This window comes from Streptomyces sp. GL_141 (assembly GCF_057834385.1).
Window position 1 is genome coordinate 6,496,179 of sequence record NZ_CM174402.1, and the last position, 15,632, is coordinate 6,511,810.

The window sequence follows — 15,632 nt, forward strand, 5'->3', positions numbered from 1 at the left end:
CTGAAAAACGTTAGGGGCCACCACTGACAATGGGCGGGTGCAGCTGGAAGCGATCACATGGCAGCGGATGGCCGAGCGGCTCGCCGGTCACCTCGACGACAACGCGAAGGGCGGCGCCGAGGGCGACAGTACGGACGGGGGCGAGGCCGGCCCGGGGGACCGGTGGTGGCGGGTGGGCATCGACGGGGCGCCCGCCGCCCGCACCGGCGTGCTCGCCGCGGAGCTCGCCGACGCGCTGCGCCCGCGCGGGCGTTCGGTCCTGGTGGTGGCGGCCGAGGGCTTCCTGCGCCCGGCCTCCCTCCGCTTCGAGTTCGGCCGCGAGGACGTGGACTCCTACCTCGACGGCTGGTACGACACGGCCGCGCTCTGGCGGGAGGTCTTCGGCCCGACCGACCCCGGCGGCACGGGCCGGGTGCTGCCCGACCTCTGGGACCCGGTCACCGACCGGGCCACCCGCAGCCCCTACGCCGAACTCCCGCCCGGCGGCGTGCTGATCGTGCACGGCCCGCTGTTGCTGGGCCACTGGTTCCCCTTCGACCTCAGCGTCCACATCGGGCTCTCCCCGGGCGCACTCGCCCGCCGCACCGAGGAATCCGCCCGCTGGACCCTCCCCGCCTTCGCGCGCTACGAGGCGGACACCGGCCCGGCGGACCGGGCCGACGCCCTGGTCCGGGCCGACGATCCGCGCCACCCGGCCTGGACGGGCCTGCGCGGAGAAGGCGCCGCCTGAGCCCGCGAGGCCGCCGCACGCACGTCTGCGCGGACCACCGTGCGCACCTGCGCGAACTCCCGCCCCGTCACGGAGGTCCGGGAACCGCAACAGAGGGATTCCGGCACGGTGACGATCGGTTCCGGCCATCGCTCCGGCCGGAACCGCGCGCTACGTTGACGGCACGCTTCGACGGCGGCCACCCCGGTGGCGCCTTGGCAGAGGGAGAAGGCGATGCGGTCAATGCACGGACACGGCACGGTGGTTCGGGACGCGAGACGGTTGCGCACACAGGCGGCGCTCGCCGCGCTGGCCCTGTGCGCGACCCTGACCCTCACCGCGTGCAACGGTGACGACGAAACCGGTGCGGCGGGCACCCCCGCGAGCCCCTCCACGAGCCCCTCCGCCGGCGCGACGGCCACGGGCGCCGCCTCCCCGCCGGCCTCGGCGCCGCCCTCCGCGGCCCCGTCGAAGAAGCCGACTCCCACCACCCCTTCGACCGCCACCCCGGCGGGCACGAAGAAGCCGCCGGCCCCCGGTTCCACCTGCGACCACAAGATGCCGATCTCGCCCGACGAGGTCGCCGTCTACCGCTACACCCCCGAGGGCGGGGTCCACAGCCTGATCGTCAAGCACGGCAACTGGGGCTGCGCGGCCCCCGGCATGGACGCCGCCCCCTTCGACACGGTGGGCAAGGAGACCTTCCTCAACATCGCCGAGGATGCCAAGATCACGGCGGTCACCCCCGTCATCGCCAGCCCGCTGAGCCAGCCGATCACCCTCCAGCAGCTCATCGACTGGCTGATCGCCCACCCGAACCAGGGCCGCGTCTTCCGCTACCACCTGAACGGCGCGGGCGCGATCGACTGGATGGACCAGCAGTACACGTCGTAACACCCACAGGCGCGGCCGTACGGTCCCCCCCGGTCCCCCCGTTCTCCCTACGGCCGCCCGCCCAGCCGGGTCACCGCCAGCGCGGCCGCCCGGCAGCCGGCCCCCGCGGCCCACGCCGAGCCCGCTCCCGCCAGCCGGGCCGCGAGGAAGGCGCCGGTGAAGGCGTCCCCGGCGCCCGTGGAATCCACCGCCTCGGCGCTCTCCGCCGCGACCTCGGCCGTCACCCGGCCGTCCTCGGCGATGAGCGCCCCGGCCCCGCCCCGGGTGACCACCACCAGCGGCACCCGCCGGCTCAGCTCCGCCGCCGCCCGCGCGACCGCGGCCGCCCGGGTCGCCCCGTCCGCCCTACCCGCCCCGTGCGACCCCGCGAGCAGCAGCGCCTCGTCCTCGTTCGGCAGCAGTACGCCGACTCCCGCCGCGGCGGCCAGGAAGCGCCCGGGACCCAGCGCGGCCAGGAACCCCGCCGACGCCGGATCCACGCTCACCGGTACGTTCCGGGCCCGGGCGGCCCGTAGCGCGACCAGGGCCAGTTCCCGGCTCGCGTCCGCGAAGAACAGATAGCCCGACAGGTGGAGATGGGCGACCCCGTCCAGGAGTCCGGGCTCCCAGTCGGCGGGGGAGAGCCGCAGCGAGGCACCGCTGTCGGTCAGGAAGGTCCGCTCCGCGTCCGCTCCGACCAGCGCGACCACCGTCCCGGTCGGCTCGGCGGGATCGACCACCAGCCTCGGCCGCACCCCCGCGTCGAGCAGCGCCCGCTCGTGCCACCCGGCCGAGTCGGAGCCGACCCGCGCGAGGAGGCGTACCTCCGGGGCTCCCGCGTGGGCGGCCCAGCAGGCCGCGTTGGCCCCGGCGCCGCCCGGCAGGGTGCGGATCCGGGCCGCGGTGTCGGTACCCGGAGCCAGTGGCTCCGCATGGACCGCCACGATGTCCGTCACCACGTCCCCGACGACCAGCAGCGCCCCCGGTCCGGCGGGAGGGGCGGGAGCGGCCGGTGCGCCGGTCACGGCCGGGCCGCCCAGGCCCGCGCGATCCGGGACCCGAGGCGCACGTTGCCCCGTACCGCCGCGAGGTTGGCCTCCAGGGAGGCGCCACCCGTCGCGCGCACCAGGAACCCCAGCAGGAACGGTGTCACCGCCTGTCCCGTGATGCCCCGCTCCCGGCACTCCGACAGCGCCTCGGCCAGGACGCGGTCGTGCAGCTCCGGATCGAGCTGCCGCTCCCGCGCCACCGGGTTGGCCACGAGGAGCGCCGACTCCGCGCCGCCGAGGAGGTCCTGAGCGGCCATCACGGCCGCCACCTCCTCCGGGCGGTGGACCGTCCAGTCCACCGGCTCACCGGAATCGGCCAGGTAGAACCCGGGGAAACGATCCGTCCCGTACCCGAGCACCGTCACCCCCAGCGTCTCCAGCCGCTGGAGCGTCGCGGGCACGTCCAGGATCGACTTCACCCCCGCGCACACCACGGTGATCCGGGTCCGCGCCAGCAGCGCGAGGTCCGCCGACTCGTCCTGCGACCGCGTCCAGTCCCGGTGTACGCCGCCCAGCCCGCCGGTGGCGAAGACCCGCAGCCCCGCCCGCGCGGCGAGGAAGGCCGTGGCCGAGACCGTCGTCGCGCCGGTCGCCCCGGTGGCGAGGGCCGGGGCCAGATCCCGGTGGCCGAGCTTGCGCACGCCCTCGCCGCCCGCGATCCGCTCCAGCCGGGCCTTGTCCAGCCCGGCGTACGCCACCCCGTCGACGACCGCGATGGTCGCCGGGACGGCTCCTTCCGCACGGACCAGCTCCTCCAGTTCCAGACCCACCGCCAGATTGCGGGGGCGGGGCAGACCGTGGGCGAGGATCGTCGACTCCAGCGCCACGACGGGCTGCCGGCGGTCGAGCGCCTCGCGCACCTCCTCCGACAGGACCGGGACGGCGGCCGGGAGAAGGGACGGCGTCGTGTGCTCGGATGCTGTGTGCTGTGACATGTCCCCATCCCTGGCACGCGATCCGGGACCCCAAACGCGAGGACGCCGTACCGGCGCGAACCCGCCCCGGTACCGTGCCCGCATGAGCCTTCAGGACGCACGCGCCCCCCGGGATCCGGGTGCCTTCTACGACGAACTCGCCGACCGCTACGACCTGCTGTACGCCGACTGGCGCGCGAGCACCGCCCGGCAGGGCCGCGCCCTGGACGCCCTGATCGCCTCAGCCCTCGGCCCCGGACCGCGACGCGTCCTCGACACCGCCTGCGGCATCGGCACCCAGGCCCTGGCCCTGGCCGCCCTCGGTCACCACGTCACCGGTACGGACCTGAGCCCCGGCTCCGTCGCCCGTGCCTTCCGCGAGGCGGGTGATCGCGGACTCGTCCTGCCCGTGGCGGCCGCCGACATGCGGGCGCTGCCCTTCCCCGACGGCTCCTTCGACGCGGTGGTCTGCGCCGACAACGCCCTGCCGCACCTGCTGACGGCCGCGGACGTACGGGCCGCCCTGGCCGAAATGCTGCGGGTGCTGCGCCCCGGCGGCCTGCTGCTCCTGTCCACCCGGCCGTACGGGGCACTGCGCGCGGCCCGGCCGCTGAGCGAGGCTCCGCACGTGCACGAGGGTCCCGAAGGGCGGACGATCACCTTCCAGCTGTGGCACTGGCACCCCGACGGCGCCCGCTACGACCTGGAGTTCTTCCAACTGTTGCCCACCGGGGACACCTGGACGACCCGGGTCGCGCGCACCACGTACTGGGCGCTGGCGGAGGAGGAGACGGCCGCCTTCGCGGAGGCCGCCGGTTTCACGGAGACGGTGTGGCACGCCCCGGCGGACTGCGGGTTCCACCAGCCGGTGCTCGCCGCGCGGCGTCGCTCGACAGGGTGACGGGTGGGGCGGGCGCGCGCTGGACGCTCTGGTCACCCCGGGGCTCGGGGTGCTGCGGTTAGGCTCCCGGACCATGAGCACGAATGATCACCGCGACGCCCCCGCGGACGCCCCCGCTTCCTTCGCCGTGTCCCTCCCGGACGTCCCCGACTCCGAACTGGAACCGGACGAGCTCGACCCCGCGCAGATCGTCTCGGGGAACCCGGTCGTGACCGGCAAGGTGCTGTGGGAGGCGCCGGACGGTTCGCAGGTCCGCGGGATCTGGCAGATCACCCCGGGCGTGGTCACCGACACCGAGGCGAACGAGCTGTTCGTGGTGGTCAGCGGCCGGGCCACCATCGAGGTGGAGGGCGGCGCGACCCTGGAGGTCGGCCCGGGCTCGGCCTGCGTCCTCCGGGAGGGTGACAAGACCACCTGGACCGTCCACGAGACGCTCCGCAAGGCCTACCACATCAGCTACTGAGCGGTGCCCGCCCCGGTGTCCGCCGCCTTCACCGGACGGCGGCGCGAGGTGAACAGCGCGAGCGCCGCCATCGGCAGCAGCAGGGCGGCGGCGGCCGCGTTGAGCCAGCCGTAGCCCGCCTGGGACATGACCAGCCCGGCGGCGGCGCCGCCGACCCCGGCGGCCGTGTTCATGGTGAGGTCGCCCAGCCCTTGTACGGCGGCCCGCGCGGGCTGCGGCACCGAGTCGGTCAGCAGCGCGGAGCCGGACACCATGCCGGCGGACCAGCCCAGGCCGAGCAGGAAGAGCCCGGCGGCGCTCTGGGCGTGGTTCCCGTCGGCTGTGCCGGCGAGCAGCGCGGCGACGGACAGCAGCCCGGCGGCGAGCCCGATCACGGAGAGCCGGCCGATCCGGTCGGCGAGCCACCCCATCACCGGGGAGAAGCCGAACATGCCGGCGATGTGCCCGCTGATGACCAGCCCGATGAGCTGGAGCCCGGCTCCGTGGTGCCCGAGGTCGACCGGGGTCATCACCATGATCGAGACCATGGCGGTGTGGGACACCGCGATGGTGAGCAGCGCCAGCCGGGCCCGGGGGGAGGCCTTGACGGCCGCGAACCCGGCACGCAGCGAACGCCCGGCAGGGGTCTGGTCCTCGGCGGGGGCGAGCGCGCGGGCCGTCAGCAGCGGGTCCGGGCGCAGGAGTACGCCGATCAGCGTGGCGGTGAGCAGGAAGACGGCGCCGGCCCAGATGAAGGGCCCCGCCGTCGGGGGTATGGAGGTGCCGGCGAAGCTGCGGCTGGCCGGGGCGGAGAGGTTGGGGCCGAGCACGGCGCCGATGGTGGAGGCCCAGACGACCACGGAGATCGCCCGTGCCCGGTGGTCGGGCTCGGCGAGGTCGGCGGCGGCGAAGCGGGCCTGGAGGTTGGCGGAGGAGGCGGCTCCGAAGGCGGCCATGCCCAGCATCAGCAGCGGGAAGCTCTTGATCGAGGCGGCGAGGACGACGAGGGCGGCCCCGGCGGCGCCGATCACGTAGGCGAGGACCAGTCCGGGGCGGCGGCCGCGCGCGGTCATCAGCGCGGCGAGCGGCAGGGAGACGGCCGCGGTGCCGATCACGGAGGCGGTCGAGGCGAAGCCGGAGAGCGACTCCGTGCCGCTGACCTCGGTGGCCAGGACCGGGGCCAGGGCGATGCTGATGGGCACGCCGATGCCGCCCAGCACCTGGCCGGCGATCAGCACCCCGGAGGTGCGGCGCCGCAGCCGGGGCAGGTCCGCGGCGGTGACCGTGACGGCGGGCCGGTCGGTGCCGGGCGCGGTGCTCACGCGGTCCACCTCCGACACGGACGGGGAGGAGCTGGGGGCGTGGCGCGAGGAGTGGTCACCGCCGCAGTTTCGCACCCCTCGCCGGGCGGGCGGAACAGGGTTTCCGGGAGCACGGGGAGCACCACCGGGAGCACGGCAGACGTCCTCAGAACAGCGGCTGGGGGAGTACCCCCTCCAGTGCGAGGAGGCGGCGCTTGGTCTCCACGCCGCCGCCGAAGCCGCCGATGCCCCCGTCGTTCTCCACGACCCGGTGGCAGGCCACGACCAGGGGCAGCGGGTTCGAGCCCATGGCGTTGCCGACGGCCTGGGCGGCTCCCGGGGCCCCGGCGCGGGCGGCCAGCTCGCCGTACCCCACGACCGCCCCGTAGGGCACGGTGCGGTCCAGCTCCAGCAGGACCTGCCGGTTGAATCCGGAGCTCAGCCGCCAGTCCAGCGGCAGGTCGAAGCGGCGCAGCGTGCCCGCGAAGTAGGCGTTCAGCTGGCGTATCGGCTCGGCCAGCAGGACCTCCTCGCCCGGCGGCGGGCGCCGGGCGTCGGCGCCGAGCCGGGAGACCAGCGCGCCGATCATCCTCGCGGCCCGGTCCGGTCCGGCATGGAACTCGACCTTGACCAGGCCCTCGGGGGTGGCGGCGAGGAGCAGCGGCCCGATGCCGATGCCGCCGCTGTCGACGACGGTCCATTCGAGGTGCGGCCCGCGGGGCTCAGGAGTGTCCACCCCTTCACGGTACGGCTCCCCACTGACACTGACACTGACACTGACACTGACACAGCCCCGCCCGTCAGTAGCCGCCGACCGCTTCCCGTACGACGTCGGGCTTGTCGGTGATGATCCCGTCCACGCCCATGTCCTGGACCTTCAGAGCGGTCGCGGCGTCGTCCACGATCCAGGTGTCCACTTCCAGCGCCTTGCCGTGGGCGCCGAGCAGCTGGTGCACCGCGGCGACCCAGTCGGCGTCGATGGTGGCGTACCAGGGGTTGATCCGGTCGGTGAACTCGGCGTACCGCGGCAGGTCGGCGAGGGCCGGGGTGCCGAGGAAGGCCGTGAAGAGGTCGGGGCGCAGCTCGTGCACGGTGCGCACCGAGGCGGCGCTGAAGCTCTGGACCACCAGCCGGCGGGCCACGTGGTTCTCCTCGAGCCAGCCGGTCTCGCCGAGCACGTCCAGGGTTTGCCGTTCGATCCCGGGGTAGAGCTCCGGCTTCTTGATCTCCAGGAGCAGGCGCTGCTGGTTGCGCTGGACCCGGTTCATGTACTGCCGCAGGGTCGGTACGCGGGCGCCCGCGAACTTCCGGCCGAACCAGCTGCCCGCGTCCAGCCGGGCGATCTCCGCCGCGGTGAAGTCCCGCACCCGCCAGGGCTTGCGGTCGGGGAAGACCTGCTCGACGTCGGTCGTCCGGGTCAGGGTGTCGTCGTGGATGACCACGAGCTCCCCGTCCTTGGTGCGCTGGACGTCGTTCTCCACCCAGTCGAAGCCCATCTCCATCGCGAGGTCGATCGCCTCCAGGGTGTTCTCCGGGGCGTACGCCGAAGCCCCCCGGTGGGCGTACACGATCGGGTTGGACAGCCAGTCCGGACCGGGTGCGGCCGAGGCGGAGCCCGCGGCGCACACGCTCAGGGCGAGTCCCAGGAAGGCGGCGGTGGCCGCGGCGGCGGATCGGACGTACATGCGCGTTCTCCTCGGGTCATGGGCCCTGCTCCTGCCGTCAAACGGGCGCGGAGCGGCATTCGTTGCGGCGGTGCACAGGCGGCGTGCGTTTCCGACGCACTTTCAGGGAGAGCCGCGTACGGCGATCATGGGGTTGACGATCACCGGGCCGCCACCGAACTACGACAAACGGACCAGGCCCGCACGGCTCCGCACGGGGCGGACGGGGCGGACGGGCCCCGAGTGTCAGTGGGTGGTCGTACGGTTGACCCATGCGGCCCGTATCGAAGATCGAACGCACGGTGGCGCCTTTCGAGGTCGTCAGCTCCTACACGCCCAGCGGCGACCAGCCGGCGGCCATCGCCGAGCTGGAGAAGCGCATCCGTGCAGGTGAGAAGGATGTCGTGCTGCTCGGCGCGACCGGAACCGGCAAGTCGGCGACGACCGCCTGGATGATCGAGAAGCTCCAGCGGCCCACCCTGGTGATGGCGCCGAACAAGACGCTCGCCGCCCAGCTGGCGAACGAGTTCCGCGAGCTCCTGCCGAACAACGCCGTCGAGTACTTCGTCTCGTACTACGACTACTACCAGCCCGAGGCGTACGTACCGCAGTCGGACACCTACATCGAGAAGGACTCCTCGATCAACGAGGAGGTGGAGCGGCTGCGCCACTCCGCGACCAATTCCCTCCTCACCCGGCGCGACGTCATCGTCGTCGCCTCCGTGTCCTGCATCTACGGTCTCGGCACCCCGCAGGAGTACGTCGACCGGATGGTCCCCCTCAAGGTCGGTGAGGAGATGGACCGGGACCAGCTCCTGCGCCGCTTCGTCGACATCCAGTACACCCGCAACGACGTGGCCTTCACCCGGGGCACCTTCCGCGTGCGCGGCGACACCATCGAGATCTTCCCGGTCTACGAGGAACTGGCCGTCCGCATCGAGATGTTCGGCGACGAGATCGAGGCCCTGTCCACCCTGCACCCGCTGACCGGCGAGGTGATCAGCGAGGACCGCGAGCTCTACGTCTTCCCCGCCAGCCACTACGTCGCCGGCCCCGAGCGGATGGAGAAGGCGGTCCGCGGCATCGAGGCCGAGCTCGCCGAGCGCCTCGCCGAGCTGGAGAAGCAGGGCAAGATGCTGGAGGCGCAGCGCCTGCGCATGCGCACCACCTACGACCTGGAGATGATGCGCCAGATCGGTTCCTGCTCCGGCATCGAGAACTACTCGCTGCACATGGACGACCGCGAGCGCGGCTCCGCCCCGAACACGCTCATCGACTACTTCCCCGAGGACTTCCTCCTCGTCATCGACGAATCGCACGTCACCGTGCCCCAGATCGGCGCGATGTACGAGGGCGACGCCTCGCGCAAGCGGACCCTGGTCGACCACGGCTTCCGGCTCCCGTCGGCCCTCGACAACCGGCCGCTGAAGTGGGAGGAGTTCCAGGAGCGGATCGGCCAGACCGTCTACCTGTCGGCCACTCCGGGGAAGTACGAGCTCTCGCGCGGCGACGGCTTCGTCGAGCAGATCATCCGCCCGACCGGGCTCATCGACCCGGAGGTCGTGGTCAAGCCCACCGAGGGCCAGATCGACGACCTGGTGCACGAGATCCGGCAGCGGGTGGAGAAGGACGAGCGGGTCCTGGTCACCACCCTCACCAAGAAGATGGCCGAGGACCTCACCGACTACTTCCTGGAGCTCGGCATCCAGGTCCGCTACCTGCACAGCGACGTGGACACCCTGCGCCGCATCGAGCTGCTGCGCGAGCTGCGGGCCGGCGAGTACGACGTCCTGGTCGGCATCAACCTGCTCCGCGAGGGCCTCGACCTGCCCGAGGTGTCGCTGGTGGCCATCCTCGACGCCGACAAGCAGGGCTTCCTGCGGTCGGGGACCTCGCTGATCCAGACCATCGGACGCGCGGCGCGCAACGTCTCCGGCCAGGTCCACATGTACGCGGACAGCATCACCCCGGCGATGGCCCAGGCGATCGACGAGACGAACCGGCGCCGCGAGAAGCAGGTCGCCTACAACACGGCCCACGGGATCGACCCGCAGCCGCTGCGCAAGAAGATCAACGACATCGTGGCCACGATCGCCCGCGAGGAGCTCGACACCGAGGAGCTCCTCGGCACCGGCTACCGGCAGACGAAGGACGGCAAGGCCCTCAAGGCGCCCGTCCCGGCCCTGGGCGGCAAGGCGGCGCAGGCCGCGTCGGGCGGCAAGGCCGGGGCGAAGGGCGCCAAGGGCGCCAAGGGTCCCGTGGTCGCGACCGACCGTCCCGCCGCCGAACTGGCCTCGCTCATCGAGCAGATGACCGAACGGATGCGGGGCGCGGCGGCGGAGCTTCAGTTCGAGGTCGCGGCCCGGATCCGGGACGAGGTCGGCGAGCTGAAGAAGGAGCTGCGACAGATGAAGGAAGCGGGCCTCGCCTGACCCGGAGGCGGTCAGTAGGGTTGGCACAGCCGCAGGTACACGCTGCGCACCCCCATCGGGGGAGGGCTATGGAGAGGGGACAGCGCGTGACGGTCAACATGACCAAGGGTCAGGCCATCAATCTGCAGAAGGCGGACGGAGGCACGCTGACCGCGGTCCGCATGGGCCTCGGCTGGCAGGCGGCCAAGCGCCGCGGGCTGTTCGGCTCGCGGACCCGGGAGATCGACCTCGACGCGTCGGCAGTGCTCTTCGCCGACAAGCAGCCGGTGGACGTCGTCTTCTTCCGGCACCTGCAGAGCGACGACGGCTCGGTGAAGCACACGGGTGACAACCTCGTCGGCGGCGTCGGCCAGGGCGGGGACGACGAGTCGATCCTCGTCGACCTGCAGCGCGTGCCGGTGCACATCGACCAGATCGTCTTCACGGTGAACTCCTTCACCGGTCAGACGTTCCAGGAGGTGGAGAACGCCTTCTGCCGCATCGTCGACGAGACCAACGGCCAGGAGCTGGCCCGCTACACGCTGGACGGTGGCGGCCAGTACACCGCTCAGATCATGGCGAAGGTCTCGCGCGTCGGCAGCGGCTGGCAGATGACGGCCCTCGGGAACCCGGCCAACGGCCGTACCTTCCAGGACCTGATGCCGGCGATCCTGCCGCACCTGTAAGCAGGACCGGCAGCACGGCACGAACAGCACGGCAGGACAGCAGTACAGCAGCACTGAAACACAGCACAGCAGGACCGGGCGCGATCGAGGGCCCGGCGGAAGAACGGGTACGGGGGAGGGGCTGCACGATGACGGCCGAACTGGTCCGGGGGCAGAACCACCCCTTGTCCCGGAGCCGGGTGGAGATCAGGGTCTCGGCGGGCACACCCGTGCTCGCCCTGGCCCAGCTCGGCGACGACACGGGCCGGCTCGCCGGCCCCGGTGCGGTCGCCCACCCGGGCGCCCGCACCCTCCCCGGGCTCGAAGTGCCCGGGGCGGCCTCCGGGCAGCACCGCATAGCGGTCGACCTCGACGCGGTCGCACCGGCCGTCCACCGGGTCGGCCTCGTCCTGGTCCTGCCGCCCGGCGGGCCGGGGCACTTCGGCGCGGTCCCCGCCTCCTACGTCTCCGTGGCCGACCCGGAGGGCGCGGAGCTCGCCGGGTACACGCTGACCGGACTGGAGTCGGAGACCGCCGTCGTGGCCCTGGAGCTGTACCGGCGCCAGGGCGCCTGGAAGGTGCGCGCCGTCGGCCAGGGGTACGCCGCCGGTCTCGGCGCGCTCCTGACCGACGCCGGGCTGCCCGCCCCGGCCGCGGCCGAACTGGCCGCCGCCGCCCTGGGCGCGGCGCCGGCCGGCGACATCACCCTGGCCGTCATGCCCGGCGGCCCGGCCCCGACCGTTCCGCGCGGGCTCCGGGCCCCGGCCACGGCCCAGACGCCGGCGCCGGCACCGGCGCCGCAGGACGTTCCGGCCGCGCCCACGCCCACGCCCCCGCCGATGCCCCCGGAAGCGGCACCGGGCCCGGACACCGCCGGCGGTCCGCCCACCATCAGCTACGCCCACCCGCGCCGCCGCACCAGCACCGAGCCGCCCGAGCCCGCGCCGCGCCCGGCCGTGCCGCCGCGGCCCGGGGAGCAGCCCCGCCCCATCGCCGGAGACGCGAGCGGCTGGTCCATGGAGGAGCGGCTCTACAACCAGGTCTGGGGCATGTTCGAGGACCTGGCCCGCGCCGTCGCCGCCTACCGCGGCGCCGTCGAGTTCGCCGACTCCCGGATGGACCGCGAGCTCGACGAAGCGCTGTCCGACCCCCGCCACCGGCTCGGCGGCTCCGGCAACTCCGCGCGGGACGCCGCCCGGGGCCGCCGCGAGGAACTGGTCGCGCGGGCGCAGGAAGTCCTCGACCGGGACCTGGTGCAGCTCACTGCCGAGTCCGAGGTGGTCGAGCCCGCGCTGCCCGCCGCGTACGCACGCTGGGACAACCCGGTCTGGCAGGCGCACTCCGTGCCCGCCGAGGCCCCGCTCGCCCTGCGCCTGGGCGACCTCCACCTGCCCGAGCGGCCCGACCTGCGCATCCCCATGCTGGTCAGGGTCCCGCTGGAGCGCGGGCTGTGGATCGACAACGGCCGCACCGGCTCCGAGGCGGCCATGGCGATGGACACCGACCGGCTGCGCCGGGCCGCCATGGACATGGCCGTCGCGCACGCCGCGCGGATGCTGGCCGCCCACCCCGCCGACCGGTTCGCCGTCCACGTCATCGACGCGGCCGGGGCCGGAGCCGCCTCGCTGGCCCCGCTGGTCCGGGCCGGAGTGCTGGCCGGGGCGCCCGCCGCCGGGGCCGCGGGGGTCACCGAGACCCTGGAGCGGCTGACCCGCCGGGTGGACCTCGTGCAGATGGCGGTGCGGGCCGGGGCTCCCGAGGACCTGCCGCCCGATGTGGACACCTCCGACCAGCTGCTGATCGTGCACGACTTCCCGCACGGCTTCGACGACCGCGCCGTCACCCGTTTGCGCTACCTCGCCGACGAGGGCCCGGCGGTCGGCGTGCACCTCCTGATGGTCGCGGACCGTGACGAGGCCTCGGCCTACGGGCCGCTGCTGGACCCGCTGTGGCGCTCGCTGATGCGGCTGTCGCCGGTGCCGGACAACCACCTCGCCGACCCCTGGGTCCACCACGCCTGGATCTTCGAGCCGGACCTGCCCCCGCGGGGCAGCCGGGTCCTGGACCAGGCACTGGAGCGGGTCGCGGCGGCCCGCGGCCGGGCGCGGTAGCGGCGGCCGGGCGGTCCGCCGCCCACCCCGGATGACCGGCCACTGACCAGTTCTTGGGGTCCCCTTTACCTTTCGCGCCCACGCCGGGTACCCTGGTGAGTGCGGAGGGGAGTATTCCTGCTTTCCTGCTACGACGTGCCCGTCAATACGGACTGCAATCGGTCCCGGGGCGTCGGCCCGTGGCCTCCTGGCCGTCCGGGTGGAAGAGACCTCCGGCAGCGATGACGCTGACAAAGTTCTGAGCCATCTGCCGGAGGCGTGTTAATAGTGGACGTTTCGTTGCTCCTCTGGGTGCTGACCATTCTCGGTCTGGGCATCCTCATCGGCGCCGATTTCTTCATCGGCCGCAAGCCGCACGACGTATCCATGAAGGAAGCGGGCATCTGGACGGTCGTCTGGATCGTCCTCGCGGTGCTCTTCGGCCTCGGCCTGCTGGTGTTCGGCCACGGACAGGCCTCGCAGGAGTTCTTCGCCGGTTTCATCACCGAGAAGTCCCTGAGCGTGGACAACCTCTTCGTCTTCGTCCTGATCATGGCGAAGTTCGCGGTCCCCTCGCAGCTCCAGCAGCGCGTGCTGCTGATCGGCGTGCTGATCGCCCTGGTCCTGCGCGCCATCTTCATCGCCGCCGGCGCCGCGATCATCACCAACTTCTCGTGGGTCTTCTACATCTTCGGCGCGTTCCTCATCTACACCGCGTGGAAGCTGATCCAGGAAGCCCGCAAGGACGAGGAGGACGAAGAGTTCGAGGAGAACCGCCTCCTCAAGTCCATCGAGAAGAAGTTCGGCGTCGCCGACCGCTACCACGGCACCAAGCTCTTCATCCGGAGCAACGGCAAGCGCATCCTGACCCCGCTGATGGTCGTCATGCTCGCCATCGGCACCACCGACGTGCTGTTCGCCCTGGACTCGATCCCCGCGATCTTCGGCCTCACCCAGGACCCGTACATCGTCTTCACCGCCAACGCCTTCGCCCTCATGGGTCTGCGTCAGCTGTACTTCCTCATCGGCGGCCTGCTCAAGAAGCTGGTCCACCTCAGCTACGGCCTCTCCGTCATCCTCGGCTTCATCGGCATCAAGCTGGTGCTGCACGCCCTCCACGAGTCGGGCCTGCACGTCCCGCAGATCTCCATCCCGGTCTCCCTCGGCGTCATCTGCGGTGTCCTGGTGATCACCACGATCACCAGCCTGATCGCCTCGAAGAAGCAGGATGAGGCCGAGGCCGCCGCCGCCGCGGCGAAGAGCATCGACGCCTGACGATCCGCAGGCCCGCACCACCCCGATCGGTCGCCGTGCGACCGGGGTGGTGCGGGCCTAGGCTGGTGGGACGTTGCCCTCGTCGTCGTACGACAGGAGGCCGACCCATGAGGCCGACCCGCATCAGGATGCGCAGGGCCTGTGTGGCGGTTGCCGCCGCAGGTGTCCTCCTCGCCCCGGCCGCCGCGGGCTCCGCGTACGGGGCGAGCGCCCCGGCGCCTTCCGTGGCCGCCGCACCGTCACCGGACGGCGACACGGAATTCCCTCAGCTCACGCCGGCCGTCGCGGCCCGGCTGGACGCGGCCGTGCGCCAGGTCATGGAGCAGACCAAGGTGCCGGGCGTGACCGTGGGCCTGTGGGCACCCGGCAAGGGCAGCTACGTGAAGTCCTTCGGGGTGGCCGACAAGGCGACCGGCGCGCCCATGACGCCCGACCTCGGGATCCGGATCGGCAGCGAGACCAAGACGTTCACGGTCACCGCCCTCCTCCAGCTCGTGGACCAGGGCAAGATCTCCCTGGACGACCCGATCGGCACGTACATCAGCGGCGTCCCGAACGGGGACCGCATCACCCTGCGCGAACTCGCGGGCATGCGGAGCGGTCTCTTCAACTACAGCGACGACCCGGGCTTCGACAAGGAGCTCTCCGGCACCTCCACCTTCACGCCGCAGCAGCTGCTCGACATCTCCTTCAAGCACCCGGTGAACTTCGAGCCGGGCGCGAAGTTCGAGTACTCCAACACCAACCTGATCCTGCTCGGCCTGGTGGTGGAGAAGATCACCGGCCGGCCGATCCAGGAGGTCATCGGGCAGGACGTGGTGAAGCCCGCCGGTCTGAGCGGCCGCACGCTCTTCCCCGTCGGCACGGAGTTCCCCGAGCCGCACGCCCACGGCTACACCAACGACCTGCCCGGCGGGAAGATCGTGGACGCGACCGACTTCGACCCGTCCTGGGCCTGGGCCGCCGGAGCGATGGTCTCCGACCTGCAGGACCTGCGCAGCTGGGCGAAGACCCTCGCCACCGGCACCCTCCTGACCCCCGCGACCCAGGCCGAGCGGCTGAAGACCCAGCCGATCGGCATCATCCCCGGGGCGGGTTACGGGCTCGGCATCTTCAACGTCCAGGGCTGGATCGGCCACAACGGCTCGCTGCCCGGGTACGAGACGCTGACCGTCTACCTGCCGGAGGAGCAGGCCACGATGGTCATCGTGCTGAACACCGACGACACGTACAAGGGCCAGGAGCCCAGCACCCTCTTCGGGGAGGCCGTCACCGGCATCGTGACCCCGGGCCACGTGTACCCGGGCCACAAGCCGACCGAGGACAAGAACAGCTGAG

At 72.6% G+C, this 15,632-nt stretch carries 14 protein-coding genes; 9 read left to right on the top strand and 5 right to left on the bottom strand.

Annotation, left to right across the window (positions count from 1 at the left end):
* Nucleotides 1-37: 37 nt before the first annotated feature.
* A complete protein-coding gene (locus AC3IX6_RS28855; RefSeq protein ID WP_489365937.1) occupies nt 38-730 on the top strand; it encodes a nucleoside/nucleotide kinase family protein in 693 nt (230 codons plus the stop codon).
* Nucleotides 731-943: 213 nt separating this feature from the next.
* Nucleotides 944-1,603, top strand: coding sequence for a hypothetical protein (locus tag AC3IX6_RS28860; protein ID WP_489365939.1), 660 nt, complete (start codon nt 944-946; stop codon nt 1,601-1,603).
* 47 nt (nt 1,604-1,650) lie between these two features.
* Here the strand turns inward: AC3IX6_RS28860 and AC3IX6_RS28865 are convergent, their stop codons facing one another.
* Nucleotides 1,651-2,607: a carbohydrate kinase family protein gene (locus AC3IX6_RS28865; protein ID WP_489365941.1), complete on the bottom strand. Its 957-nt coding sequence runs from the start codon at nt 2,605-2,607 to the stop codon at nt 1,651-1,653.
* Complete coding sequence (locus AC3IX6_RS28870; protein WP_489365943.1) at nt 2,604-3,566, bottom strand: pseudouridine-5'-phosphate glycosidase; 963 nt, start codon at nt 3,564-3,566, stop codon at nt 2,604-2,606. Before AC3IX6_RS28870 ends, AC3IX6_RS28865 begins: the two co-directional genes overlap by 4 nt.
* Nucleotides 3,567-3,648: 82 nt before the next feature.
* Here AC3IX6_RS28870 and AC3IX6_RS28875 point away from each other — a divergent pair, with 82 nt between their 5' ends.
* Complete coding sequence (locus tag AC3IX6_RS28875; protein WP_489365945.1) at nt 3,649-4,446, top strand: class I SAM-dependent methyltransferase; 798 nt, start codon at nt 3,649-3,651, stop codon at nt 4,444-4,446.
* Between the two features lie 73 nt (nt 4,447-4,519).
* On the top strand, nt 4,520-4,909 hold the full coding sequence (locus AC3IX6_RS28880; protein ID WP_489365947.1) for a cupin domain-containing protein: 390 nt from the start codon (nt 4,520-4,522) through the stop codon (nt 4,907-4,909).
* Here AC3IX6_RS28880 and AC3IX6_RS28885 read toward each other — a convergent pair.
* The 3 genes from AC3IX6_RS28885 to AC3IX6_RS28895 form a co-directional block, all read right to left on the bottom strand.
* On the bottom strand, nt 4,903-6,210 hold the full coding sequence (locus AC3IX6_RS28885) for an MFS transporter (RefSeq protein WP_489365949.1): 1,308 nt from the start codon (nt 6,208-6,210) through the stop codon (nt 4,903-4,905). The genes AC3IX6_RS28880 and AC3IX6_RS28885 overlap by 7 nt on opposite strands.
* A 145-nt stretch (nt 6,211-6,355) precedes the next feature.
* A complete protein-coding gene (locus AC3IX6_RS28890) occupies nt 6,356-6,925 on the bottom strand; it encodes a methylated-DNA--[protein]-cysteine S-methyltransferase (protein ID WP_489365951.1) in 570 nt (189 codons plus the stop codon).
* Between the two features lie 64 nt (nt 6,926-6,989).
* On the bottom strand, nt 6,990-7,874 hold the full coding sequence (locus tag AC3IX6_RS28895) for a glycerophosphodiester phosphodiesterase (RefSeq protein ID WP_489365953.1): 885 nt from the start codon (nt 7,872-7,874) through the stop codon (nt 6,990-6,992).
* Between the two features lie 251 nt (nt 7,875-8,125).
* Between AC3IX6_RS28895 and uvrB the strand changes: the two genes are divergently transcribed.
* From uvrB to AC3IX6_RS28920, 5 genes are all read left to right on the top strand, one after another.
* Nucleotides 8,126-10,285 carry an excinuclease ABC subunit UvrB gene (uvrB, locus tag AC3IX6_RS28900; protein ID WP_266909618.1) on the top strand — a complete coding sequence of 720 codons (2,160 nt, stop codon included), beginning with the start codon at nt 8,126-8,128 and terminating at the stop codon, nt 10,283-10,285.
* Between the two features lie 86 nt (nt 10,286-10,371).
* On the top strand, nt 10,372-10,950 hold the full coding sequence (locus AC3IX6_RS28905; protein WP_489365955.1) for a TerD family protein: 579 nt from the start codon (nt 10,372-10,374) through the stop codon (nt 10,948-10,950).
* 128 nt (nt 10,951-11,078) lie between these two features.
* Nucleotides 11,079-13,040 carry a TerD family protein gene (locus tag AC3IX6_RS28910; RefSeq protein WP_489365957.1) on the top strand — a complete coding sequence of 654 codons (1,962 nt, stop codon included), beginning with the start codon at nt 11,079-11,081 and terminating at the stop codon, nt 13,038-13,040.
* A 267-nt stretch (nt 13,041-13,307) separates the two neighbouring features.
* Nucleotides 13,308-14,294 (top strand): TerC family protein, encoded by a 987-nt coding sequence (locus AC3IX6_RS28915; RefSeq protein ID WP_489365959.1) that lies wholly within the window; start codon nt 13,308-13,310, stop codon nt 14,292-14,294.
* Between the two features lie 107 nt (nt 14,295-14,401).
* Nucleotides 14,402-15,631 (top strand): serine hydrolase domain-containing protein, encoded by a 1,230-nt coding sequence (locus tag AC3IX6_RS28920; protein ID WP_489365960.1) that lies wholly within the window; start codon nt 14,402-14,404, stop codon nt 15,629-15,631.
* Nucleotide 15,632: the final 1 nt, after the last annotated feature.